Origin of the sequence: uncultured Nostoc sp. (assembly GCF_964245575.1) — a bacterium.
Classification (GTDB): Bacteria; Cyanobacteriota; Cyanobacteriia; order Cyanobacteriales; family Nostocaceae; genus Nostoc.
In genome coordinates, this window is the sequence record NZ_CAXTNP010000117.1 from 1 (window position 1) to 23,194 (window position 23,194).

Consider the following 23,194-nt stretch of genomic DNA (forward strand, 5'->3'; position numbering starts at 1 on the left):
CCTCTGGCTAACGCACCCTACGTGTATTTCACGCAATCAAATATGAATCCTATACTAGCTTGCTAATAGCTTACAGTTTGTCAGTTATAGAGCTTGTTCTTGGTTAAAAATGTTTTATTTATTGTTTGAGAAAAACTATGGACTATAACGTTTGGTTTCGCCCTTTCGTCTGGATGGATTACCGACTGGCAGTATTATTCCTAGTAATTATTCCGCTAATTCTTCTGATTTGGGCATTTGTGCAAAAAGCAGAAGGCATACAACGCTTATTGGGTATATATTGGCGAGTATCAAGCCTGGTAGCAATCACGATTTACTTAATGATTGCCCAGTATCCAGTTAGCTTTATCTCTGGGTTGATAGCTCAGATTTTGATCCCGATTTCGCTGTGGTTCTGGGTGGATATCAACGATGAAATTGAGTATCAAACCAGTGGCGCTTTGAAATTGATTTTTACTTCTTGGCGGTGGGCGACAACTGTTTATTGTATTTTGGGTACACTAGCTTTTATCCCTTTTTTGGGTTGTGCTTTTTCTGGCAATGCGCTGAAGACTCCCGATTGTCGCGTCTGGTTTGAGGCTCCGTTGCTATTCAAAGAATATTTCCATGCTAATAGCAAAGCTGAGTTTTTAGGTTTTCTCGGCATAACTAGTTTAGTAATTTATGTGCTTTACTTAAGCTACTTTGTTCTGATTAAGCTGGGCAAGCAGGGACGTTCAGCCACACCACAGTAAGCGTTGTTGCACCACCATACCCCTACTCTTAAAAAAATGGATTCTATTGGCAAGCGACTGGAACAATACACCGCTAAACGTCCCCAAGAAGTCCTAATTGTAACGGTAGAAATTGCTGATGAGCAAGATACAATTGCTATTTTCAAAGGCTTTTCCAGTTCTTTGATGCGCTCTACAGCATTTGATGCAGATGTACCAGTTCTACCAGATGAGGCAAACATCCTCAACATTGACCGAGTAGCCAGTCCTTACAATCCTGAAGCACCCCGTTATATTCAACAAGGAATTTCTTGGGAAGCTATGGAAGCTCTATTATCAGAAGTAGGAATCTAACTAAAATTTTGTCTCAAGTTAGTTGTTAGACTGACTAAAGCAACCTTCATAGATAATTTACAGTCAATTTTTTATGAGAACTTTTACTGCGCTCGTCGAACGTGACTGTAGAGCAATATGGTGAAAATTAGCCAAGCAAAACCGTTGTTTTAAGGCTATCTGAATGCAGAATTTGATATATTTATCAATTTTGTCATTCTCTTATTATCTGCTGCTGGCATTGATTAAACAAATATCTTGCTAATTTATGAATTCCTACGACATTATTACAATTGAACCTGGAAAACGCAGTGGTAAACCCTGTATCCGGGGAATGCGAATAACTCATCTCAAACACACAAATCAGGGTAATTGAGCATCAGGTGAGCATTTTTAAGGCAGTGAAGGCTGAAAGTATTATTATTATATGTAAATTTATGATCGAAGTTGAGCATCTAAGTAAAATATACGGTTCCACCCCAGCGATTACTGATGTGACTTTTAGCGTCGAACCTGGGGAGATTTTAGGGTTGTTGGGCCCCAATGGCGCTGGTAAAACCACAACCATGCGGATTCTGGCTGGTTATTTACCGGCAACTAATGGAAATGCCCGGATTGCTGGTTATGATGTCCATGAAAATTCTCTGGCTGTACGCCAACGGATTGGTTATTTACCGGAAACACCGCCGTTATATCCAGACATGACGGTGGAGGGATTTTTGCATTTTGTCGCCCGAATTAAGGGAGTATCAGCAGGCGATCGCCCCAACAAGGTAACAGCCGCCATCGAACGCTGCAATTTAGAAGACAAGCGGCGGGTGATTATCCGCAAACTCTCTAAAGGATATCGCCAAAGAGTAGGAATTGCTCAAGCGATCGTCCACGATCCCCCAGCAATCATTTTGGATGAACCCACCGTTGGACTCGATCCTCGACAAATAATTGAGGTGCGGAATTTAATTAAAAGCCTTGCTGGTACTCACACAATTATTCTTTCCACACACATTCTGCCAGAAGTAAGTATGACTTGTAGTCGCGTCGCCATCATCAATCGCGGTAAAGTTGTGGCAACTAATACACCAGAAAATCTGATGACTCAGTTGACAGGTGGCTCAGGGTATGAATTGGAAATAGAAGGAGAAGCTGCCCTAGCGAAACAGGTATTGCAAAAAGTTGCGGGTGTGAGTTTGATAGAATCAATTCCGACAGGCGGAGGTCATCAACCCCAGGAAAATCGCGCTTACCTGCGGGTAATATCGCAACCCGGAAAAGAACCAGGAAAGGATATTGCCACAACATTAGTGCGTGCAGGATTTGGTTTACATGAACTGCGGCGGGTTAACGCTACTTTAGAAGATGTATTCTTGCAACTGACCACAGAAGAAAAAAATTTCGATCCTGAGGTAGACTTAGCAGCAGACAACGAAGGAGAGGCAGCGTAAATGGGTATAGTGCTGAGTAATATTATTGCCATTTATCGCCGAGAGTTACAGAGTTATTTTGTATCACCTTTGGCTTATGCGATCGCAGGCATATTTTGGTTCATTGCCGGGTTATTCTTCGTGATGATTTTGCTAGGGCCAGACGGCATTTTGGTAGGAGTTGCGGCAATAGACGCACAAGGGCAACAACTGGGAGTACCAGTACCACCGATAGATGTCCCCTATGAATTTATCCGGGCATTTTTAGATCGTATGGGATGGCTATTGTTGTTTATCCTGCCAATACTTTCGATGGGACTCTATGCCGAAGAACGGAAGCGGGGCACATTAGAACTTTTAGCCACCTCACCAATCACCAATTGGGCGGTAGCTGTAGGTAAATTATTAGGCGTGATCACATTTTTTATCACAATGGTTGCACCCATGCTAGTGTTGGAAGCGATCGCCATCAGTGGCTCAAATCCACCAATGACACCCTCAATTCCCTTACTGGGTCATTTTGGATTAATCTTACTAGCAGCAGCAATTTTATCTGTAGGAATGTTTATTTCCTCATTAACAGACAGCACAATTCTATCTGCCGTTTTTACCTTTGCAGTAATCTTATTATTGTTATTGATTGATTTAATCGCCAAAATTGTCCCTGGCCCCGTGGGCGAAGCTTTAAGTTATCTGTCGTTGCTGAAACATTACAACACCTTAATTCAAGGGATTTTTGATACTAGCGCCTTGATTTTATTCGCCAGTTACATTTTTTTGGGAATCTTTCTCACAGCTCAATCAATTGATGCCCTGCGTTTTCAAAGGCAATAGTCATTTGTCATTGGTCATTTGTCATCTGTCATTTATCCTTGGTCATCTGGTACATTGCCAATTGAGTTTAGGTAGGAGTTTATGGGTGCTAGTTCGTTAACAATTGTTTTGATTGCATTTATCTGCTCGGTAGTTAATAAGTTACGAGTGTAAGCCCGTCTTAACCAATGTTGAGTTTCATTCAAAGAGCCTCTTGCTATTTTTATAAAACGTCTATTTTCTTGAAAACTACCTCTTCCTACACCTTTTGCTATATTGGCAGCGATACTATCTGCCGAACGTACAATTTGTTTATCAATCGTATCTTTTGCAAAAAAAATCCATCCTTAAAAAATTTTCCAAATGTCATCAGCTAATTGTTCTGATAATTGATAAACCTGTAATTCTGGAAAACGCTTTGTCGCCATATATTCAGTTGTATTGCTTATCTTATTTTTAGTTACTCAATTTTCGTCCATATATTTTTACTTGTCACTATTTTTAGACCAATAACCAATAACCAATAACCAATAACAAATGACCAATAACCAATAACCAATAACCAATAACAAATTACCAATGACAAATGACAAATGACAAATGACAAATGACAAATATGAAGATAGTTGCAAAAAAGAAACTGTGGAAATATCTGTTCTGGTTAGGCCCATTCCTAATTACTGTCGGCTTAACAGTTGGATTAGTCTCTGAACAGTGGGGATTAATTCCCTTAGTATTTTTGATTACGGGAATTGTCATCAGTGGGTTGGGCATAATATGGCAAAGCTACCAGAGTAACTGGTGGAACCGTCGTTCTACCCAAGCCGGGACTAATGCCCTAGTGGCAACTCTGGCAATATTAGCAATTTTGGGATTGATTAACTTTTTAGGAACTCGCTATCACTTGAGGGCAGACTTAACAGAGGCTCAATTGTTTACCCTTGCACCTCAATCACGCGAACTGGTGAGGGTTTTGCCACAGCCAGTTAAAGTATGGGTATTTGATATTAACCAAAATCCCCAAGACAGAGAACTACTAGAAAATTATCAACGCCAAAGCTCAAAATTTAAATACGAGTATATCGACCCCCAAGCTAGACCAGGACTTGCAGAAAAATTTGGCGTCAAAGATTATGGAGAAGTTTATTTAGAATCTGGCGATAAACGGCAATTAGTACAAACAATAAATGAAAATGAGCGATTGTCAGAAATTAGATTAACTAGTCGCCTACAACAACTAACAAATTCAACCACAGCCAAAGTTTACTTACTGCAAGGTCATGGCGAACGCCAACTTTCGCCTGGAAAAGATGCAATATCACAAGCAGTTCAGGGATTAGGCGATAAAAGTTTCACAACATCACCCCTGAATTTAGGAGAAACTTCCAAAGTTCCTCAAGATGCGGCTGTCGTAATAGTAGCTGGCCCCAAACGAGGACTGTTTGAGGGTGAAGTCAAAGCTTTGCAAGACTACCTTAATCGCGGTGGTAATTTACTGCTGATGATTGATCCTAATACCGATCCCAAACTTAACAGCTTGCTACAAGAGTGGGGTGTTCGTCTGGATAATCGTTTAGCAGTCGATGTCTCTGGCGAAAGCGTTGTGGGACTTGGCCCTGCTGCGCCCTTAGTAACAGAATACGGAAAACATCCAATTACCAAAGATTTCGGTAACGGTAATTCTTTTTATCCGATTGCCCGCCCACTGGAAATTACCTCTGTGCCTGGTGTTCAGGCTACTCCACTGCTACGAACCAAACCCTACCCCAGCAGTTGGGCAGAAAGCGACCTCCAAAGCGAAAAATTAGAGTTTAATGCAGATAAAGACCTGAAAGGACCTTTAACCTTGGGTGTTGCCTTAACCAGAAAACAAACATCCGAATCTGCTTCAACTCTCCAAGCTGCACCTACACCTTCACCCCTACCATCGCCAAGCACTCAAAGCAAGACTAGCCCTACTGCTTCCCCTTCCCCCAAGACTCCGCAAGCGTTACCCCTACCATCACCAACCACTCAAAGCAAGGCTTCGCCCACTCCCCCTGTCTCCCCCCCCGCTCCTGCCTCTACTCCCTCATCTCAAACAGCCACCGAGTCTCGGTTAGTAGTTTTAGGAAATTCTGATTTCGCCACTGATGGTTTGTTTCAACAGCAATTAAATGGAGATGTATTCCTCAACTCAGTTACTTGGTTGAGTCAACAGGATGAGCAACCCCTTTCCATTCGTCCCAAAGAACCGAAAAATCGGCGGATAACCCTGACAACCACACAAGGTAATCTTTTAATATTGTCATCTCTGTTGCTTTTACCCTTAATTGGGTTTGCGATCGCAGTTATTATTTGGTGGAAACGACGGTAGAGTAAAAAATGAAATTGCCGCGAACAACTTTAATCTTGATACTGCTAGCGCTGGGTTTAGGTGGTTTTGTTTACTTCTATGAAATTCGGGGTGCGACTGTACGAGAAGAAATCAAAGAGCAAAAGCATAAAATTTTCTCTTTTGGAGAAGATGATGTGCAATCTTTAACAGTCAAGACAAAAAAACTCACCCTGAATCTGGAACGTAACCCTGAATCTTCTAGTAACCCCAAGTGGTTAATCAAATCTCCCATATCGGGCCTAGCAAATGATGCTATTGTTTCTTATTTAATGGATTTATTGGTCAAGGGTAATAGCGAGCGTACTTTATCAACTCCAGCAAAACAGCTTGGAGAATTTGCCTTAGATCCACCCCAAGCAACTATTAATATCACCCTGAAAAACCGACAAAGCCATCAGCTGATTTTGGGTAAATCTAACTTTAACGGTCGTTTCATGTATGCTCAAGCTGACCCTACTGCGAAACCTGATGGTAATATAAATGTGCTGTTGGTATCTACAGATTTTGCCAATGCCGTGAATCGAGAACTATCAGAGTGGAAACAACCTGTAGATAATAGTCAGAAACTTCCTCCGCTCACCATTCCCAATCCGACTCCGACAAACAGCAAATAATTAATTCCAAATCTGGCGATATTATTATGACAAATCCGACAGCAACATTGCTGATTTCCTGCCCCGATCGAAGGGGATTAGTAGCAAAATTTGCCAATTTCATCTATTCTAATGGTGGTAATATCATCCATGCAGATCAGCATACAGATTTTGCTGCTGGGTTATTCCTTACCCGCATTGAATGGCAATTAGATGGGTTCAATTTACCGCGAGAGTTTATTGCCCCTGCATTTAATGCCATTGCTCAACCTTTATGCGCTAAGTGGGAAATACGTTTTTCTGATACAGTACCACGCATTGCTATTTGGGTAAGTCGGCAAGACCATTGTCTATTTGATTTAATTTGGAGACAACGCGCCAAAGAATTTATTGCTGAAATTCCTTTAATTATTAGCAACCATTCTAATTTAAAAGTAGTGGCAGAGCAGTTTAATATTGACTTCCAACACATTCCCATCACTAAAGACAATAAATCAGAACCAGAAGCTCAACAACTAGAATTACTTTGTAAATACAAAATAGATTTAGTTGTATTGGCGAAATATATGCAGATTGTTAGTGCAAATTTTATTAGTCAATTTCCGCAAATTATTAATATACATCATTCATTTTTACCAGCTTTTATTGGAGCCAACCCTTATCACCGAGCTTTTGAACGGGGTGTGAAAATTATTGGTGCAACAGCCCATTATGCTACTCCTGATTTAGATGCAGGCCCAATTATTGAACAAGATGTAGTGCGAGTTACCCACCGTGATGAAGTTGATGATTTGGTGAGAAAAGGCAAAGATTTGGAGAGAATTGTATTAGCAAGAGCGGTGCGATCGCACTTGCAAAATCGTGTATTAGTCTATGGAAATAGAACAGTAGTATTTGAGTAAATAATGCTCAAGTGACTGAAAGTCGCAGCTATACAAAAAAGTCCGCCTATGCGGACTTGAGAAAATAGTTATTTTAAGAATTTACGTAGGTGTTTTAATTAGCTGAAACTAACTCTGTCTCATCTTTCGATTCCTCTCTGATTTTAAAGTAGTAATAAAGATTACCAACAGTTAAGTCTGATGCCTGTTGTAAATTAGATGTAACTAATGTTTTATAACCAGTAATTCCAGCTTGTTCACTAATATAAAATTCGTCCTCTCGACGTAGTTCAGGCTTGAATAGAAATAATAACTGGTCACGAAGCGAATAGAAATGAGATTTTTCGGCTAAACTCTCATATACTAATTCTTCTGGCGGTTCTGCTAAATTGATTGTGGAGGAGTGAGTATCTGAGTTATTAAAATCAGCGCTACTTAAAAGTTTTAAATCTGATGAAGGAAGCAATTGTATCCAATTAATATGATTTTGCCACGAATCCAATACTGCTAAATCATGATTTTTAATGCGGATAATTTCGGGAAAGAGAAAATCAAGTTCATCATGTGATTCGCAGCTATTAATCACAGTGAGAGCATCTTGACAGATTTTATCTTGGAGATGAGACAGGCGATCGCTCACTGCTGAAACCTCATTCTGCACTTGATAAGTTGCAACAATCACCTGTTCAATTGCCCAAGCGCATTCGAGTCTGCGTAGTTGACCAGCTGCACAGGTTTCTTCCAGTAAATGGGGATTACTGTAATCTGCTAAAGCCGCAAATAACATTCCTCTGACACTATCAATCTCAGCGTTCCTCCGACTGAAATCTTGCAATTGCATCGCTGAACGGAAGCGGTTCATCGCCTGGATAAACACTCCATACGCCCTTACTAAAGCTATGCGATGTTGTTCAAATTTGATATCTTGGGCTACTTGCTCAATTATTTGCCTAATTTCTACACCTTGGTCTTTTAAAGCTTGTTTCAAGTCAATAAAACCGTTTTTGACTTCCAGCCTCATTTGCTCTACTTCTTTTCTTAATTTCATAGTTTGGTGCAGATTGACTGCTGTCAGTGCTACACCCGCTACTGTTCCCACACCAATCAAGGCTGTAGTTGCTTGCAGCACACCCAAGCTAGTCTGTATAGTTTGCAAGCCATTCAGTACTGCTGTAAAGCCTTGCTGAGTTTGATACATCTGCGCCCCACTCGTGACTAGATTAGAAGCTGCTATCAGTGGAGATAAAGGGCTGTTGTTGACTGTAGCACCAATAGCATGGGCAATAAACTGCCCGCTAACTGCATCTCTAGCCATGCTTAAGGGTACTCCATTGCTAAAGACTTGTAGATATTTACCAGCATCAATACCAGCTTGAATTGCAGACGCAAATTGGAACAGCATATTTTTAGGTTGCTAAAAGCTAATTTTCTTGAGCCTAACTGGTATAAAAAAGTAAAGATAACCGTATTTATTCGGTATATTAATTAATTTTGTCTAAATGTGGGCATACTAAGCCTGAAAACTCTATCGCCTTACATAGTTTATGGATACTTCACTGGTTAGTTCTCAGACTGTTGAGCTATTGTCGCAGATTACCGGACAAAAACTGACTCAAAAGAATCTCACCCCACCTGTGATATTTCTGGCAAATTTAGTCACGGTGCTGCTGGGAGTGATATTTGTAGATGGCACAGTAGCAGAGTCAGAAAAGCAACGTTTACTGACAACCCTTTATCGATTTAGTATTCCAGAAAGTCATGTGCGTAAGTTGACACATTTGATGATTAAGGGAGTCAAAGATAATCAAGTTTATAAGCAAGTTAATAACTTACTAGGATTGGCGGCTCCACTTTCAGAGTCAGAAAAGCTTTTGTTAATTGGATTTGGCTATGAAATGTCAGCAGCAGATAGCGAAATTGACTCACGAGAAAAAAAATATTTGGAGATAGTTGCCAAGCACTTAGGCATTAAACCACAACATTTAGCAATTTTAGAAGCTGGTTTTACTCATCAAGCAAATGTAGAGCCTGCTGCTTTAAATGAAGTGCATTTTTTACTCAATCCTGCTCGTTTTCAAGAACTGGATACTATATTTGTTAAGGCTGCTAGTGATATGTTAGCCACTCTACCTGCTAAACCAAAACACAAAATAACCAAACCGCATAGAAATGTATCTTACGGAGAATTGAAAAAGTTCCAAGAATATCGCAAACAAGTAAACAATTGTTGTTATCAACTATTTCAGATAATCCAAGACTGTACCAATCGTGGCTTCTTGCCTCACACTTTGATAGAGGAAGTAGAGGAAATATCTCAAAAAGTAAAATCTCAGCAGTTTAGGTTAGCAGTTTTAGGCGAGTTTAGCCAAGGTAAATCAACCTTACTTAATGCCTTACTAGGTGAAGAAATTCAACCTGTCAGAGAGATTCCTTGTAGTGGTATGGTAACAGTTTTAAAATATGGAACCCAAAAGCGGGTAGTCTGTCGTTATAAAGATGGACGGGAAGAAGAAATTCCTTTTGAGGAATATCAACTAAAGGCAACAATTTCAGAAGATGCAGCACTTGGATGTCTGAGTGATGAATTAGCACATGATGAAATTGATGAAATTGTCTTTGAGCATCCTGATTTAGAGTTATGTAGTAGTGGGGTAGAAATTGTAGATTCCCCAGGATTAAACGAACACCCTGACCGCACTGCTATTACTCAAAAACTGCTGAAGGATACGGATGCAGTGATATTCCTAACTAATGCTTCACGTTCTCTAACTCAGGTAGAACGCGACTTACTCCAAGATGTGAGAACTCAATTAAATCCTGGTAAAGAAAACGAACCTGCTAACAATCTTTTTGTAGTAGGAAATTTCATAGATTTAGTGCGTACCGAAAAGGGACGTGAGCAAGTACGACAGAGGATCGAAAGATTTGTACAAGGTCAAAATCCTATAGTTGCAGGTGAAAACCGCGTTCATTTTATTTCTGCTCAAGCTGCGCTGGATGCAATTTTGCAGGGAACTGAGCATGACTATTTGAAAGCCTTCCAAAATTTTACCCAGTCTATTGATAAATTTCTGACTTTTGACAGTGGAAAAGTAAAAATTAAGCACTTTATTACTCAAATCAATAGGATGGTACAAAAAAGTTTAGATGGATTATATCAATTTGAGGAGATTTTAAAGGGTAAAATTCAAATTTCTGAAGCAGAAAAGCAGAAAATCTTGGAAACCATAGGAGAAGCTAGTGGGCGAGATGTTAAAATTAAAATTTTAGCAGAAATTCAACAAAAAGAAGTAATTAAGCAAGCTACTGATTCATGGACTAAGTGGCGTGAAGAACTAAAAGAAAATATTATTCAACAAAGTAAATACTGGGATTCGGTACACAGTCCTGTTTGGAGTCAAGACAAACTCATTAAAGACTACATAAATAAATTTACTGAAACTATGTCGCAAGAGATAGATATATGGGGAAATAAAAAACTTAGAGATGTAATTTTGCTCAAAATCATTGAAGATTTAGATGCAAAAATAGCTTATGAGTTAAATGCAATTCAAAGCGAATTTCAAAGTATAGATATGCATATACAAACAAATTTAAGTCAACAAATTAAAGTTTCAAAAAATGTTATAAATGATGATATTACGGTTTTTGGAGGAATTGGTGGTGGTTTTGGGATTGGTGCTTTAGCTGCTGGATTAATGGTATTTACAGGAGTTGGTTTTATTGCCGTAATTGTTGCAAGTGTAGTTGCTACAATTGCAGGTTCGTTTGGTTTTGGAATGCTAAATTCGGATGGACTAAAAGAGACAATAAAGGGGAAAGTAATTGAAATAGGATTTCAAAAATTTAATGAGTCAATGGATAAAAATAAATTACCTGCGAAGTTAGATGAGATTATTGCCTCAGTCTTTGAAAACCGAGTTGAATCAGCTAGTCAAGTAATCACACAAGCGATCGCACTTTACGAAAATCTCCTCGAACAGCAGGAAAAGGCTCACAATGAAACCCTGGAACAACGTGAGGCTGAAAAGATGTGGATTTACCAAAAGCACCAAGAACTTGAGCAAGTACAGAATGGGCTGGAAATCATTCTCAGTAAATGTACCAGTGATAGTAAAAATTAAACAACTGAATCACCTGAAAAGGCATATTACAGCCATCCTCCACCCAGTTATATCTGGCTAAAATGCTCTAAGAAGCGATCTGCTTTTTTACATTCGCCAGTCTAATAATGTCATTTACAGATAAACGTCCTCTGGGTTGGTTGTTGCAGCAGTTTCAACTCCAGCCAGGTAAGCCCGCCCTTTCCTCTGGATTGCGTAGCCTTTTTATACTGGGTGTTCCAATTGGAATTGGCATCCTTACAGGTCATGCTGCTGAAAGTGCGATCGCCACTATGGCAGCTTGGTTCGTTGGCATGGTAAATGTTGACGGAGCCTACCGTCAGCGAGCGATTGCGATGATCGCAGCTACGATTGGGGTAACTATGATGTTCCTAATCGCAAGTCTGGTTAGCAGTCATCTCTGGTTAGCTGTCCCGACCACATTCTTGGTAATATTTATCACAGGTTTAGCGAATCTCTATGGCAACGTGGCTGCATCTGTCAGCTTGATTACTTCGATTATGTTTGTAATTGCGCTGGCTAGATTCGCTGCATTTTCTAATTTGTCTACTCTTATTCAACACTGTGGGCTATGTCTGGCTGGTGGAACATGGACAACTGTCTTGTCATTAGGACTATGGGTGGTGCGTCCTTATGTACCTGCAATGCAGATAGTCGCTAACTGTTATCTCTCATTAAGCAGATTTCTGGACTTGGCAGGCCACAGAGCATTAAATCCAAAAGATCGTCAGCAGTGGGAACAGCAATTTTTGCAAGCTCAGGATACTGTCATTCAGAACTTGACATCTGCCCGTAGCGTCTGGACAACTATCTGGACTAGGCAAAAAGGAGCTAACCTGCGGGGAAATCAGTTACTCGTATTAATTGAGGATATAAATCAAATTGTCAATTCTGTTGTGGCACTGAACGAACTGTTAGCGATCGCATCCGAACATCAACTATTTTCTCGGTTACAGCCAGAAATTCAGCAAGTGATACAACAGTTGGCAATTGCTCTGCAAATGTTATCACAAGCGATCGCCAAAGGAAAAAACTCACCTCACTTAGGGGATCTGGATCGGAGTCTTGAAGCACTAGAACACCAAAGGCAAGTTCTACGCTCTCAAGTCCTCAATCAAACCATCACTGCTCAGACAGATGACTATTTCGATCTAGTTAACCTTGGGAAGATTACAGCCAGTCTAACAAAGCTGGCAGAGCAAATTCATACTGATGCAGAGATTGTTACAGATTTAAGCCGGGGAAAACAGCGTAACAGCATTGCCCAGCGAGATATTTCCCCCCCAGCCCAACCAGAGCGTTCTACAATTATTGATACCCTACGCAATAACTTCACTTTTGATTCAGTCTTATTTCGTCATGCGTTGCGCCTAGCACTGATCACAACTTTTGCTGAATTAATTGCCTCACTATTGCAACTACCTAGAGGTTACTGGATAACGCTCACAGCTTTAGTTGCACTTAAACCTAACTTTGGCGGAACGTCACAGACAACAGTCCAAAGAGTCATCGGTACTATTTTAGGTGGAATTATTGGTATTGCTCTGATTTTACTAGTTAAGAATCAATTGGCGATCGCAGTTTGTTTCCTGCTGCTAGTGTTTGTGGCGATGTCGGTGCGATCGTTAAGCTACAGTATATTCACCATACTACTCACTCCCGCCATCATATTGCTACTCAACATTATTAGTGCAGGTGGCTGGAAGGTTGGAGTATTGCGGATCTTCGATAGCTTTGCTGGGGGTGCCTTAGCACTGCTTGGTAGCTATTTGCTTTTCCCGCGTTGGGAACGACAGCAACTTCCTGCACAATTGGAAAAGACAATTCGAGCTAATCTTGCTTACTTTCAACAGGTAATTGCTAACTATCTCCATATAGAACATAATGCGTTTGCTGATTCTATCAACATGCTACGCCACCAAGCAGCACTAGAAAACGTCAACGCTAACGCCGCAGCTCAACGATTGTTCAGCGAACCTCGTCACATTCAGGGAGAAATCGAACCTGTAATGACGCTGATGACATATATTCGTGGCTTTTTCAGTTCGGTAACAACTTTAGCAGAACATCTACGGGAATTTAGCGGCGAGTACCAATTTCCTGAACTCAAGCGACTTGCCGATACCATTGTCCAAGTTTTGGAAAACTTAGCAGATGCCCTTGGGGAGGGACAGCCACCCCAACCCTTACCAGCCCTGGATAGTTATCTCGAAGCAATTCACGACCAAATTCAACAGCTACATACTGCTCGGTTATCAGAAATTGCTACTAATTCCAACACTTTAACTCCCACATTACAAGCCGTTCAAGAACAAACTCCGCTCTCCACAGAACTGGATCGAATTGTTAATGAAATTAAAGTTATGCACTGTGTAATTGCTCGTCTGCAAGAATAATTTTCTTTACTGCTTAATTGTTGATTACTTTAGCGTTTCGTAGGAAAGCTTACCGTACTCCCAATACCGTTCGCTTAAGGAATATTATTCGTTGAGGCAGGCAGGGGGAACTGGGGTAGAAGAGAAGCAAGGGGGAAATATACTAATTGTCTATTAACTCTTTCCTCCTCTGCCTCTCCTGCTTTAAGAGCTTATCCGAACCGTATTGACTGTCTTTATCTGTATCAAAATCGTAGGTGTCGAGTGGTTTTACTTGAAATCTAGTCAAGAAGCTGAAACCATTTTATTTGAGAGATGCCATAGTTTGACGTCCAATCATTCCGTCTGCTCTTAATCCTTTAGACTTCTGAAATTTCATTACTGCTGAACGTGTCTTGTTATCAAAGACACCATTCACACTTGCGGTATAGAATCCTTGCTGTTTTAAAAGATTCTGAGCATTTTTGACTGCTTCTCCTCTGCTACCTACTGTCAGTACGCTACTATGGTTTGCCATACCATTATTATGGTTTGCCATACTATTAGACTTGTGCATACTATTAGACTTGTGCATAGCATTAGGCTTTTTCATGCTGTTACCTTGCTGGGTATTTTGTGCAACGTAGGTAGTAGTAGTCGTATTGTGGGTTTTATTATTGCTTAAAGAATAAGCAGGCACAGCAGTAGCTAAAGTCAAGGCAGGGAGCAAAGCAAGTACTTTCCAATTCATCTTTTTGTTCCTTCTAACTATGAGAATTCTGACAATTTTGATTAGAAGAGTCATCCAAATAAGGGTTAGTGCCTTATAGTGATTCTCCTGGGTAGACTCTGGTGTGTGGGTTTATTATAGAAGGAGTCTATTTTTTAACCCAGAGCTATAGCATCACACATTATATTGACAGAGCTATTGCAAAATTGTGACAAAAGCATGACTAATTTATTTAGAATTGTGTCGCCCAAAGTCTTACTCTTGATTGGTGAGAATTTCCTAAAATCCTTAAATCACCGCTAAAAAAAATGGCGATCGCACTTGCAAAATCGTGTATTAGTATATGGTAATAGAACAGTAGTATTTGAGTAAATGATGCTCAAGGGACTGGAAGTCGCAGCTATACAAAAAAGTAATATTAAGAGTTCTCACTCAGTTTGCAAAAGCAAAGTTAAATAGTTAACAGCCTAGCAGTAAGAAGATATTATGAACACTGACAACTTTATCGTCCGCCCAATGAACAGGTCGGAAATGGATTTGGCGATTACTTGGGCAGCAACCGAAGGTTGGAATCCAGGAAGCTATGATGCTCAATCTTTTTATCAAACTGACGAAAGCGGTTTTTTTTTGGGTGAGTTGAATGGTGAGCCGGTGGGGTGCATTTCTGCTGTTGCTTACGATCCACACTTTGGCATTCTAGGTTTTTACATTGTGAAACCCCAGTTTCGTGGGCAGGGGTTGGGTATGAAAATTTGGAAGACAGCAATGGACTATCTGGGTGCTGATCGTAACATCGGCTTGGATGGTGTAGCAGCTCAACAAGATAACTATAAAAAGTCTGGTTTCCAAATCGCTTATAACCATATTCGTTATGAAGGGGTAGGTGGCGGTATTGTGCCTGCTGGGATCGTGGATCTGAAAACAGTGCCTTTTGAAGAGTTGGTGGCTTACGATCGCCAATTTTTTCCTTCTAAGCGATCGCTGTTTCTGCAACATTGGATTGAACAGGCAGAGAGTACTGCTTTCGGGTTTATCAAAAATGGATATCTTGCTGGTTACGGAGTTATCCGGTCTGCCCATACAGGTTTTAGGGTTGGGCCACTGTTTGCTAATGATGAACAGATTGCTGAAGCATTGTTTCAAGCCTTGCTTGCACAAAATCCTCATGCTTCAGTGTTTTTTGACGTGCCAGATACAAATCTACAAGCGATTGACCTAGTTCAACGTTACCAATTGCAGCCAGTCTCTCAAACTGCTCGGATGTACACTAAAGAAATTCCTACTTTACCTATTAATCGCATCTTTGCTGTGACAAGTTTAGAACTAGGTTAGAGACGTACAAACAATGTGTTTACACCTCTACTATACAATTCCACTGTTAGCGCCTGAATTTTTCTTTTAGTTTGCGTGCGTCAAACTTGATACCTTTTAAAAGGTCAATTGTTAACAAGAGCTGCGATCGCAGCAAGCAGTTTGGCGGGATCGACTGGTTTAGCGATATGGAGTTGAAATCCGGCTGTAAAAACCTGTTTTTGTATCGTTTCTGCGGCGTAAGCAGTTAGGGCGATCGCGGGAATTTCTCCACCTAAATTCGCGGGCATTGCTCGTAACTTGCGGATCAAAGTATAACCGTCAATATCTGGCATACCTAAATCGCTCAATAGCAAATCTGGCTTTGATTGCATAATTGCAGTCAGTGCTTCACTGGCAGATGCTGCGATCGTCACAATTGCTCCTTGCTGTTCTAATAGAAACGCTAGAAAGTCACGGGTATCAGCATTATCATCTACAATTAACAAACGTATTCCTTCTAGTGGAGCATAAAGCATACAGAATGGATAGGAATTCTCTAATACTTCGTGATTTTCCCTTTCTAATTCCAAATCTTGAAACACAGGTAGGCTAACTGTAAACGTTGCACCTTGTCCTTCTCCAGGACTTTCTGCCCAAACTGTACCGCCATGTAACTCGACAAGTTGGCGCACAATCGCCAAACCAAGCCCTAGCCCACCAAAACTTCGGGTTGTAGCACTATCTGCCTGACGGAAATACTCAAATACATGTGGCAGAAAGTCAGCACTAATACCCTTACCCGTATCACTGACTCTCAGTTGTACCTGAGAATTAATCTGTTTTAAGTAGACTTCCACCTGTCCACCAGATGGTGTGAATTTAACGGCGTTAGAGAGCAGATTCCAAATAATTTGTTGAATACGATTACTATCACCCTTTACCTGTCCAATTCCTGTATCCAAATGAAGATTAATTTGAATAGACTTTGCTTCTGCTGCCAATTGCACTGTCTCTAAAGCAGCTTGAATAGTAAAAACAAGATTAACTGTTTCTAAATTAAGCCCTAGCTTGCCCCGGAGAATGCGAGAGATATCCAACAAATCTTCAATCAACTGAGCTTGTAGTTCAGCATTTCGTTCGATGGTCTCAAGGGCACGCACAGTAGTAGCTTCGTTTAATGAGCGATTTTTCAGTAGCTTTGCCCAGCCCAAAATTGGATTAAGAGGAGAACGAAGTTCATGAGAGACAATTGCTAAAAATTCATCTTTGATGCGGTTTGCTGCCTCAGCAACTTCTTTCGCCTTTTGACATTCTTCTGCTATTGCTAGAGCCTGATCGCGTAGGTTTTTATATTCCTGAACTCGGAACGTTAAATCTGTCAAATCTTCAATTGAAAAAAGAGCATAAAATCTATTTCCATCCAATGCAGACACAGCAGTAACAGTTGTGTGTTGAATCCGGTATTTATATTTAGATATAGGTACAGGAATAATATATTTATGCAGTTGAGAAGAAAAAATTGCCGGAGGGCCGCCTTGAAAAATTTGGTGCAAACGGCTAGCGTAACGAGGTTGATTCAGATGAGGAAAATATTCATGAATAGAAATTCCCAACATTTTACTTCTCGGAATTTTTGTCCACTCCTCTAAGCAAGAGTTCCAGAAGATAACAATATAATCTGACTGTAGAACAAAAGCTCCTAAAGGAATTTTATCTAAAAGGCTAAATTTTTCCTGAGCTTGTTCAATTATATTCATTGTATTATCAAAGTTTTTTAATACCTTTTTCAACAACTTTTGCTAATATTATATTATTGGATTATTTCCATTTCCTCCTTCATTGCAGTGATGAGGGCATCAAAAGTGCCCACCAGAAAGATTAAAATAATATCTCCGATAATTTCTAAGCGTTCAATTGTGAAATTGGCTTGTGCTAGTAAGATTTTTGAATCGCTCTCATATGCAGATAACAATAAATTGTCAAGCGTATCTTCTAAATAAACGGGCAATGTGTAGTTTACATGTCGCTTTAGCACATTAGTGAGTGAACCCATTACCCCATTTATGACAATGTTACCAATTTCGCTCAGGGTGCCAATTTTTACTGCATCTAGGTCAGCCGATCCTGAATCTTCACCTGTAAGCGCTGCAACCAATGTTGATGCGCTGTCAGTTGGAAAAATTAAGCTAGCAGTGCCATAGAAAGAGCCTGTAAAGCGTAGTTTTACAGATGCCAAAGTCTCATCATGAAAACGTTTTGTTAATTCTTGATGGGCATCGGCAGCAGTTAAAACTTTAACAACCGGAATTTTCAGACGAATGTGAGAGTCTACCATTTCATTAAGTAGACTTGCTGCTCGACCGACTCCAATATTAATTAACTCTTGCAGGGCATCCAGTTCTTCTTCTGTGACATTCATGAAAACTTATTCCTTAGTATTAAGAACTTCCTGGACTGCCTTTCGCAATTCACTTTCTTTTGGCGGTTTATTAATAAAGTTGACTGCGCCCAAGTCATAACTTTGATTGCGTGCCCCATCTTGGATATCGGCAGAAATGATAATGGTCGGAATTTTTAATTTTTTCTCTTGCATAGCTTTCAGAAATTCAAAGCCATTCATATCTGGCATTAGAAGATCCGCTAATACACAATTTGGCTTATGGTTGTAAACCATTTCTAATCCCTCACGCCCATTAGTTGCTTCGATAATTTCATAACCATCGATTTGCAGAAACTTACGGATCATTCTGCGAGAAAAAGCTGCATCATCGATAATCAAAACCATTGCCATCAGCTTTCTCCTTTTATGCTTTAGCTTAATAATTATTGATTTAGACTAATTAGCCTATATTATTAATTAAAATGAATGAATTCAAGAATAAATAAATATAATTTTACAATTATCAATAATGATAGTTTCGGAAAAATTATCAACCTCGCTGAAACTATAATGCTATGCTGTGGAGCTAAAATTATTAATAATGGTAACTTTTAAAATTTGTTAAGTATTTGAAATTCGATCTAATTGCAGCTTTTCTATCCGTTGCCAATGCAAAATTTTTGTGTGGTAGATATAGGTTAGACAGTCGATTTATTGCAGGCTCATGCCATTAAGATACATTTTGAGGCATAGCTGCTTGACATAGTTTGAGTAGTACCAAGGTTGGTAGGATTCGAGAAACTGACGTTAGCAAAGCGGGGCGGAACGCACGTCGCATTGTTTGCACTTGTAACACTGTCTATCTTGACGACGACTATTCTTGAAAGTTTGAGTTGAATGGCAACGAGAACATTGCCTGTCTTTAAACTATATCATTAGGGCAAATATAATGTCTCCAGCCTGAGAAAAGACAAACATCTCTCTTTAGATAGAGATTGCTGAGGTTTAATATTAAATTAGTACTAAAATAAGATATACTTTTTACTTTATTAACCAATGGAGTTAAATGAAATTGACGATGATATAGAAGCATTTCTCGTTGAAAGCTATGAGAACTTGAATCAAATTGAACGAGATATTATTGAGCTAGAGAAAGCATCAGAAGAGGGAGAAGCATTAGTTCGGATTTATCGCTCACTCCACACGCTTAAAGGGAATTGCGGCTTTTTACCGTTTCCTAATTTGGAATCACTTGCTCATGCTGGGGAGAATTTGCTCTCGTGTCTGCGCGATCGCACGATCGCAATCACCCCTGATATTATTAGTATTTTACTACAAACAGTTGACAGCATTCGGCAAATCCTGTCTCAAATTCAAGCTACAAAGCATGATGGCGATCGCAATTATTCAGCAATAATTGGGGCTTTAACCCAATTGTCAAAAACTGAACAGACTCCAAAAGTCTCTCAATCGCATGAGCCTGCTGTTAATATACAAACGCTACAAATAGATACAGCAGGTAGTGAGTCTGTTGAGTCTCTCAATCACGAACTCACAGAAATATCAACTTTGACAACATCAGAATCTACTTATATCCGAGTCAATGTTAATCTGCTAGACCAGATAATGAACCTAGTGGGTGAACTCGTTTTAGCGCGTAACCAGGTAATCGGATTTAGTACAAAGTTTAAGGATAATGGTTTTGCTGCTACCTGCCAGCACCTTAGCCTACTTACAGCCGAGTTGCAGTCAGGGGTGATGAAAACTCGGCTGCAACCAATTAGTTCCATTTGGCAAAAGTTCCCTCGCGTCACCCGCGATTTGGCGATCGCTTCCGGTAAACAAGTTGAGGTGGACATGGAGGGGGCAGATACTGAACTAGACAAAAGTATTATTGAAACAATTAAAGACCCCTTGACACACTTATTACGCAATTGCATCGATCATGGGATTGAATTACCAGCCGAGCGGATTGCTTGTGGAAAGCCAAGCTTAGGACGGCTATTTCTCAGAGCCTTTCACGAAAGCGGCAAAGTCAATATTGAAATTGGCGATGATGGTCGCGGTCTGAATTTAGAACGAATCAAAGAGCGATCGCAGCAACTTGGTTTAGTGAACGCTGTGCAGGCTGCAACCATGAGCGAATCAGAAGCGATGAACTTAATTTTTTTATCCGGCTTCTCGACTGCTGAACAGGTAACTCACCTTTCCGGGCGAGGGGTTGGGATGGATATTGTCAAGAGCAATATTGAGAAGATTAACGGAACGGTTGAAATTCACAGCCAACAGGGACAAGGAACAACCTTTAAAATCAAGATTCCGTTGACATTGGCAATTATTCCAGCATTGATTGTCACTAGTGGCAGCAATAGCTATGCTATTTCCCAAGCGAGTCTACAAGAGCTAGTACGCCTAGAAGCACAAGCACTCAATAGTATTGAGATATTATACGATGTGCCTGTATATCGCTTGCGGGGTAATCTTGTGCCATTGGTTTACCTCAATCAAGTGTTTCACCAGGATAGTGTCAGCAATTTAGAAACACTCAGTCTGGTAATTGTGCAAGTTGATAACTATCGCTTTGGACTGGTCGTGGACACAATTGAAGATATCCAAGACATTGTAGTTAAACCTTTGGGAAAACAGTTAAAGGCGCTATCCCTATTTGCAGGAGCCACTATTTTAGGGGATGGCACAGTGGCATTAATTATTAATGTTGTCGGTTTGGCAAACCGAACTGGTATAACCGCCAAACAAAAGCAGTTATTGAGCGAGAATGGTGCAAATAGCCAAGAGCAAGCAGATGATCGCCAAACAATTTTGCTGTTTGAAGGCCCCCAAGGCGCACGCATGGGCATTCCACTGGCGATCGCCTTTCGGCTGGAAGAGATTCTTGCTTCTGCTGTCGAAAAAGTGGGTAATCAGGATGTGTACCAGTCTTATGGTCAAATTCTGCCACTGATTGATCTTTATAAGATATTTTCTGATAGCGATCGCAATCACTTTAATGATCAGGCTTTGGCGACAGTTGCAGAAACACTCCAGATAATTATTGTCTCTCCATACTCAGAACTTAGTGTTGGGCTAGTGGTGGATCGCATTCTCGACATTGTGGAAGAACCACTGACGATTAAAGGTATCCCTAGTAGACCTGGTGTGCTTTTCTGTGCTGTAATTCAAGGAAAAATCACAGAAATACTGGACATTGAGACTGTAATTCGGATGGCTAACCCTCATTTGCTGCAATTAGCGACTCATGAATGAACAACAAATTTGCACATTTTTTCTCAAAGGAGTTTACTTTGGTATTGACGTGCAACACGTTCAAGAAGTGATTCGTCCCCAAGCAATGACTCGTGTACCTTTAGCACCACCAGATATCTGTGGGTTAATTAATTTACGTGGACAAATTATTACTGTCATCGATTTGCAGCGTCGATTAGAGATGAGCGAACCGCAGACACAATCAACTACAAAACTTGTAGATGCAGTCCAGGGATTTAATATCGTTATATGTTCCGATCGTGAAGTAGTCAGTCTGCTCGTCGATTATGTAGGAGATGTTTTAGAGTTCGCACAAAACACCTTTCAACCCCCACCCGCAACGTTAAAAGGTAGAATGCGTCAGATGCTAGCAGGAGCTTACCCGCTCCCAGACGGATTTCTGTTAGTTCTAGACGCTGAGAAAATTCTAGATGTTAATTTAACAAATTAGATTATCGAATAATTCAGGAGCGCTTTGCAATGACTACAAATCGGACTGGGAAAACAGCCAACTCAAAATCTCCCTCGGTGGATAGTGCAGATTCGCAACCGACCGATGACAGTGTGACAAAAGTACAATTGCAAGCGTTACTAATAGCACTGAAGGCTGCAAAAAACGGTGATTTTACCGTCCGTTTAGCTGATGAGAATAATCAACTGGGTGAAATTGTCTCAGTTTTTAATGAATTGGTGAGTTTAAATCAAAACTTTGCTAACGAAGTTAATCGCTTGGCATCCGAGATTGGTATCCAAGGAAAGCTCGGTTCTCAAGCCGTTGTCAAAGGAGCCGGTGGGAGTTGGAAAGAATCGCAGGGCAACTTGAATCAGATGTCTACAAATTTAAAAGAGCAGATAAAAGGTATCAATGAGGTCACCCTTGCCGTCGCTCAAGGAAATTTATCCAAGCAAATCGAGGCAAGCAATGCAGGAGAGTTTAAGCAGCTCACAGATAATGCAAATCAGATGATTAGCAGCCTGAGGTCTTCAATCAGACAGATGACAGAGGTGGCAACAGCAGTTGCATCTTCTTCAGAAGAACTGACCGCAGTCAGCAAAGAAATGACTGAGAACGCCGAACAAACAGCCGAACAGGCCACTTCTGCGTCTGCCTCTGCTGAACAGGTAAGTCAGAATACCAATACAGTTGTGACTGCCGTGGAAGAGATGAATGCTAGCATTCGAGAAATTGCGAAGACCGTTACTCAAGGAGCAAAAGTCACGACTGAGGCAGTTAAAACAGCTGACCATACAAATGAGACAATTAACAAACTCGGTCAAAGCAGCATCGAAATTGGCAAAGTTATTAAAGTTATTACCGCGATCGCAGGGCAAACAAACTTATTAGCACTGAATGCTACGATTGAGGCGGCTAGAGCCGGGGATGCAGGTAGAGGATTTGCCGTAGTCGCAAACGAGGTGAAAGAATTAGCCAAACAAACGGCAAGTGCGACTGAAGATATTAGCTTGCGAATTGAAGCAATTCAGACAGATACAAAAAGCGCTGTTCAAGCCATTACTCAAATTACTAGTATTATCAATCAAATCAACGACTTCCAAAGCACGATCGCCAGTGCTATTGAGGAACAAACTGCAACTACGAATGAAATTGGTCGAAATATGGCTGAGGCAGCCAAAGGAACATCAGATATTGCCAAAAATATTGGAATTGTGGCACTTAATACTCAAAGTACAACTACAGGAACTAGTAATACATTAGAGGCAGCCACAGAACTGTCTCGAATGGCAATAGATTTGCAGAAAGTCGTCAATCAGTTTAAGTATTAAGAGGAGGCAGGAGGCAGGGGGCAGGGGGCAGGAGGCAGGAGGGTAGAGGAGATATATTTGAAAATGCAACAATAAGTCTTTGAACTCCATTAAAGAGGCTTTGAACTCCATTAAAGAGTGTTTGAACTCCATT

19 protein-coding genes and 1 pseudogene are annotated in these 23,194 nt (G+C 40.5%); 14 read left to right on the top strand and 6 right to left on the bottom strand.

The genetic code is table 11. The features are described 5' to 3' along the window. The first annotated feature begins 137 nt into the window (after nucleotides 1-137). The 5 genes and pseudogenes from ACFFAP_RS19110 (at nucleotide 138) to ACFFAP_RS19130 (ending at nucleotide 3,301) form a co-directional block, all read left to right on the top strand. Nucleotides 138-734, top strand: a complete 597-nt coding sequence (locus ACFFAP_RS19110; protein ID WP_375512679.1) for a DUF3177 family protein — start codon at nucleotides 138-140, stop codon at nucleotides 732-734. Between the two features lie 36 nt (nucleotides 735-770). Beyond that, nucleotides 771-1,067 (top strand): hypothetical protein, encoded by a 297-nt coding sequence (locus ACFFAP_RS19115; protein WP_375512680.1) that lies wholly within the window; start codon nucleotides 771-773, stop codon nucleotides 1,065-1,067. A 247-nt stretch (nucleotides 1,068-1,314) separates the two neighbouring features. Next, nucleotides 1,315-1,392, top strand: a pseudogene (locus ACFFAP_RS19120) (DUF433 domain-containing protein); the annotation flags it as partial. Between the two features lie 91 nt (nucleotides 1,393-1,483). Next, nucleotides 1,484-2,488 carry an ABC transporter ATP-binding protein gene (locus tag ACFFAP_RS19125; RefSeq protein ID WP_375512681.1) on the top strand — a complete coding sequence of 335 codons (1,005 nt, stop codon included), beginning with the start codon at nucleotides 1,484-1,486 and terminating at the stop codon, nucleotides 2,486-2,488. Continuing rightward, nucleotides 2,489-3,301 carry an ABC transporter permease gene (locus ACFFAP_RS19130; RefSeq protein ID WP_375512682.1) on the top strand — a complete coding sequence of 271 codons (813 nt, stop codon included), beginning with the start codon at nucleotides 2,489-2,491 and terminating at the stop codon, nucleotides 3,299-3,301. Nucleotides 3,302-3,333: 32 nt separating this feature from the next. Here ACFFAP_RS19130 and ACFFAP_RS19135 read toward each other — a convergent pair whose 3' ends face one another. Next, a complete protein-coding gene (locus ACFFAP_RS19135) occupies nucleotides 3,334-3,621 on the bottom strand; it encodes a four helix bundle protein (protein WP_375512697.1) in 288 nt (95 codons plus the stop codon). Nucleotides 3,622-3,896: 275 nt separating this feature from the next. Here ACFFAP_RS19135 and ACFFAP_RS19140 point away from each other — a divergent pair, with 275 nt between their 5' ends. Genes ACFFAP_RS19140 through purU form a run of 3 tightly spaced genes read left to right on the top strand, consistent with a single transcriptional unit; the run spans nucleotide 3,897 to nucleotide 7,152 of the window. After that, entirely contained in the window at nucleotides 3,897-5,636 is a 1,740-nt protein-coding gene (locus ACFFAP_RS19140) for a GldG family protein (protein WP_375512683.1), read from the top strand. An 8-nt stretch (nucleotides 5,637-5,644) separates the two neighbouring features. Then, complete coding sequence (locus ACFFAP_RS19145) at nucleotides 5,645-6,271, top strand: DUF4340 domain-containing protein (RefSeq protein ID WP_375512684.1); 627 nt, start codon at nucleotides 5,645-5,647, stop codon at nucleotides 6,269-6,271. A gap of 26 nt (nucleotides 6,272-6,297) precedes the next feature. Beyond that, complete coding sequence (purU, locus tag ACFFAP_RS19150) at nucleotides 6,298-7,152, top strand: formyltetrahydrofolate deformylase (RefSeq protein ID WP_375512685.1); 855 nt, start codon at nucleotides 6,298-6,300, stop codon at nucleotides 7,150-7,152. Between the two features lie 94 nt (nucleotides 7,153-7,246). Here the strand turns inward: purU and ACFFAP_RS19155 are convergent, their stop codons facing one another. Continuing rightward, nucleotides 7,247-8,533 (bottom strand): hypothetical protein, encoded by a 1,287-nt coding sequence (locus ACFFAP_RS19155; RefSeq protein WP_375512686.1) that lies wholly within the window; start codon nucleotides 8,531-8,533, stop codon nucleotides 7,247-7,249. 142 nt (nucleotides 8,534-8,675) lie between these two features. On the opposite strand from ACFFAP_RS19155, the gene ACFFAP_RS19160 reads away from it, so the two are divergent. Both ACFFAP_RS19160 and ACFFAP_RS19165 read left to right on the top strand, forming a co-directional pair. Then, complete coding sequence (locus ACFFAP_RS19160) at nucleotides 8,676-11,255, top strand: dynamin family protein (RefSeq protein ID WP_375512687.1); 2,580 nt, start codon at nucleotides 8,676-8,678, stop codon at nucleotides 11,253-11,255. A gap of 107 nt (nucleotides 11,256-11,362) precedes the next feature. Beyond that, nucleotides 11,363-13,651 (top strand): FUSC family protein, encoded by a 2,289-nt coding sequence (locus ACFFAP_RS19165; RefSeq protein WP_375512688.1) that lies wholly within the window; start codon nucleotides 11,363-11,365, stop codon nucleotides 13,649-13,651. Between the two features lie 283 nt (nucleotides 13,652-13,934). On the opposite strand, the gene ACFFAP_RS19170 is transcribed toward ACFFAP_RS19165, so the two are convergent. Beyond that, nucleotides 13,935-14,360, bottom strand: a complete 426-nt coding sequence (locus tag ACFFAP_RS19170; RefSeq protein ID WP_375512689.1) for a peptidoglycan-binding protein — start codon at nucleotides 14,358-14,360, stop codon at nucleotides 13,935-13,937. Nucleotides 14,361-14,825: 465 nt separating this feature from the next. Between ACFFAP_RS19170 and ACFFAP_RS19175 the strand changes: the two genes are divergently transcribed. Continuing rightward, the gene (locus tag ACFFAP_RS19175; protein ID WP_375512690.1) at nucleotides 14,826-15,671 is read left to right on the top strand and encodes a GNAT family N-acetyltransferase; all 846 of its coding nucleotides are present in this window, start codon (nucleotides 14,826-14,828) and stop codon (nucleotides 15,669-15,671) included. 104 nt (nucleotides 15,672-15,775) lie between these two features. Here the strand turns inward: ACFFAP_RS19175 and ACFFAP_RS19180 are convergent, their stop codons facing one another. Genes ACFFAP_RS19180 through ACFFAP_RS19190 form a run of 3 tightly spaced genes read right to left on the bottom strand, consistent with a single transcriptional unit; the run spans nucleotide 15,776 to nucleotide 18,423 of the window. After that, nucleotides 15,776-17,389, bottom strand: coding sequence for an ATP-binding protein (locus ACFFAP_RS19180; protein ID WP_375512691.1), 1,614 nt, complete (start codon nucleotides 17,387-17,389; stop codon nucleotides 15,776-15,778). Nucleotides 17,390-17,442: 53 nt separating this feature from the next. Continuing rightward, entirely contained in the window at nucleotides 17,443-18,051 is a 609-nt protein-coding gene (locus ACFFAP_RS19185) for a chemotaxis protein CheC (protein WP_375512692.1), read from the bottom strand. A 6-nt stretch (nucleotides 18,052-18,057) separates the two neighbouring features. Then, nucleotides 18,058-18,423, bottom strand: a complete 366-nt coding sequence (locus ACFFAP_RS19190; protein ID WP_375512693.1) for a response regulator — start codon at nucleotides 18,421-18,423, stop codon at nucleotides 18,058-18,060. Nucleotides 18,424-19,068: 645 nt separating this feature from the next. Between ACFFAP_RS19190 and ACFFAP_RS19195 the strand changes: the two genes are divergently transcribed. From ACFFAP_RS19195 to ACFFAP_RS19205, 3 genes are read left to right on the top strand one after another with little or no spacing between them, the layout of a single operon-like run. Further along, complete coding sequence (locus ACFFAP_RS19195) at nucleotides 19,069-21,276, top strand: chemotaxis protein CheA (RefSeq protein ID WP_375512694.1); 2,208 nt, start codon at nucleotides 19,069-19,071, stop codon at nucleotides 21,274-21,276. Continuing rightward, a complete protein-coding gene (locus ACFFAP_RS19200; protein WP_375512695.1) occupies nucleotides 21,269-21,727 on the top strand; it encodes a chemotaxis protein CheW in 459 nt (152 codons plus the stop codon). The genes ACFFAP_RS19195 and ACFFAP_RS19200 overlap by 8 nt, the downstream gene beginning before the upstream one ends. A gap of 29 nt (nucleotides 21,728-21,756) precedes the next feature. Continuing rightward, nucleotides 21,757-23,061 carry a methyl-accepting chemotaxis protein gene (locus tag ACFFAP_RS19205; protein ID WP_375512696.1) on the top strand — a complete coding sequence of 435 codons (1,305 nt, stop codon included), beginning with the start codon at nucleotides 21,757-21,759 and terminating at the stop codon, nucleotides 23,059-23,061. Nucleotides 23,062-23,194 lie beyond the last annotated feature (133 nt).

Bases quoted from the DNA above. Each gene is read 5' to 3' on its own strand.
- ACFFAP_RS19110 (WP_375512679.1), top strand. From the start codon at position 138: ATGGACTATAACGTTTGGTTTCGCCCTTTCGTCTGGATGGATTACCGA.
- purU (WP_375512685.1), top strand. From the start codon at position 6,298: ATGACAAATCCGACAGCAACATTGCTGATTTCCTGCCCCGATCGAAGG.
- ACFFAP_RS19190 (WP_375512693.1), bottom strand. From the start codon at position 18,423: ATGGCAATGGTTTTGATTATCGATGATGCAGCTTTTTCTCGCAGAATG.
- ACFFAP_RS19205 (WP_375512696.1), top strand. From the start codon at position 21,757: ATGACTACAAATCGGACTGGGAAAACAGCCAACTCAAAATCTCCCTCG.
- ACFFAP_RS19195 (WP_375512694.1), top strand. From the start codon at position 19,069: ATGGAGTTAAATGAAATTGACGATGATATAGAAGCATTTCTCGTTGAA.
- ACFFAP_RS19130 (WP_375512682.1), top strand. From the start codon at position 2,489: ATGGGTATAGTGCTGAGTAATATTATTGCCATTTATCGCCGAGAGTTA.
- ACFFAP_RS19185 (WP_375512692.1), bottom strand. From the start codon at position 18,051: ATGAATGTCACAGAAGAAGAACTGGATGCCCTGCAAGAGTTAATTAAT.
- ACFFAP_RS19175 (WP_375512690.1), top strand. From the start codon at position 14,826: ATGAACACTGACAACTTTATCGTCCGCCCAATGAACAGGTCGGAAATG.
- ACFFAP_RS19165 (WP_375512688.1), top strand. From the start codon at position 11,363: ATGTCATTTACAGATAAACGTCCTCTGGGTTGGTTGTTGCAGCAGTTT.
- ACFFAP_RS19200 (WP_375512695.1), top strand. From the start codon at position 21,269: ATGAATGAACAACAAATTTGCACATTTTTTCTCAAAGGAGTTTACTTT.
- ACFFAP_RS19170 (WP_375512689.1), bottom strand. From the start codon at position 14,360: ATGAATTGGAAAGTACTTGCTTTGCTCCCTGCCTTGACTTTAGCTACT.
- ACFFAP_RS19155 (WP_375512686.1), bottom strand. From the start codon at position 8,533: ATGCTGTTCCAATTTGCGTCTGCAATTCAAGCTGGTATTGATGCTGGT.
- ACFFAP_RS19145 (WP_375512684.1), top strand. From the start codon at position 5,645: ATGAAATTGCCGCGAACAACTTTAATCTTGATACTGCTAGCGCTGGGT.
- ACFFAP_RS19160 (WP_375512687.1), top strand. From the start codon at position 8,676: ATGGATACTTCACTGGTTAGTTCTCAGACTGTTGAGCTATTGTCGCAG.
- ACFFAP_RS19180 (WP_375512691.1), bottom strand. From the start codon at position 17,389: ATGAATATAATTGAACAAGCTCAGGAAAAATTTAGCCTTTTAGATAAA.
- ACFFAP_RS19115 (WP_375512680.1), top strand. From the start codon at position 771: ATGGATTCTATTGGCAAGCGACTGGAACAATACACCGCTAAACGTCCC.
- ACFFAP_RS19140 (WP_375512683.1), top strand. From the start codon at position 3,897: ATGAAGATAGTTGCAAAAAAGAAACTGTGGAAATATCTGTTCTGGTTA.
- ACFFAP_RS19125 (WP_375512681.1), top strand. From the start codon at position 1,484: ATGATCGAAGTTGAGCATCTAAGTAAAATATACGGTTCCACCCCAGCG.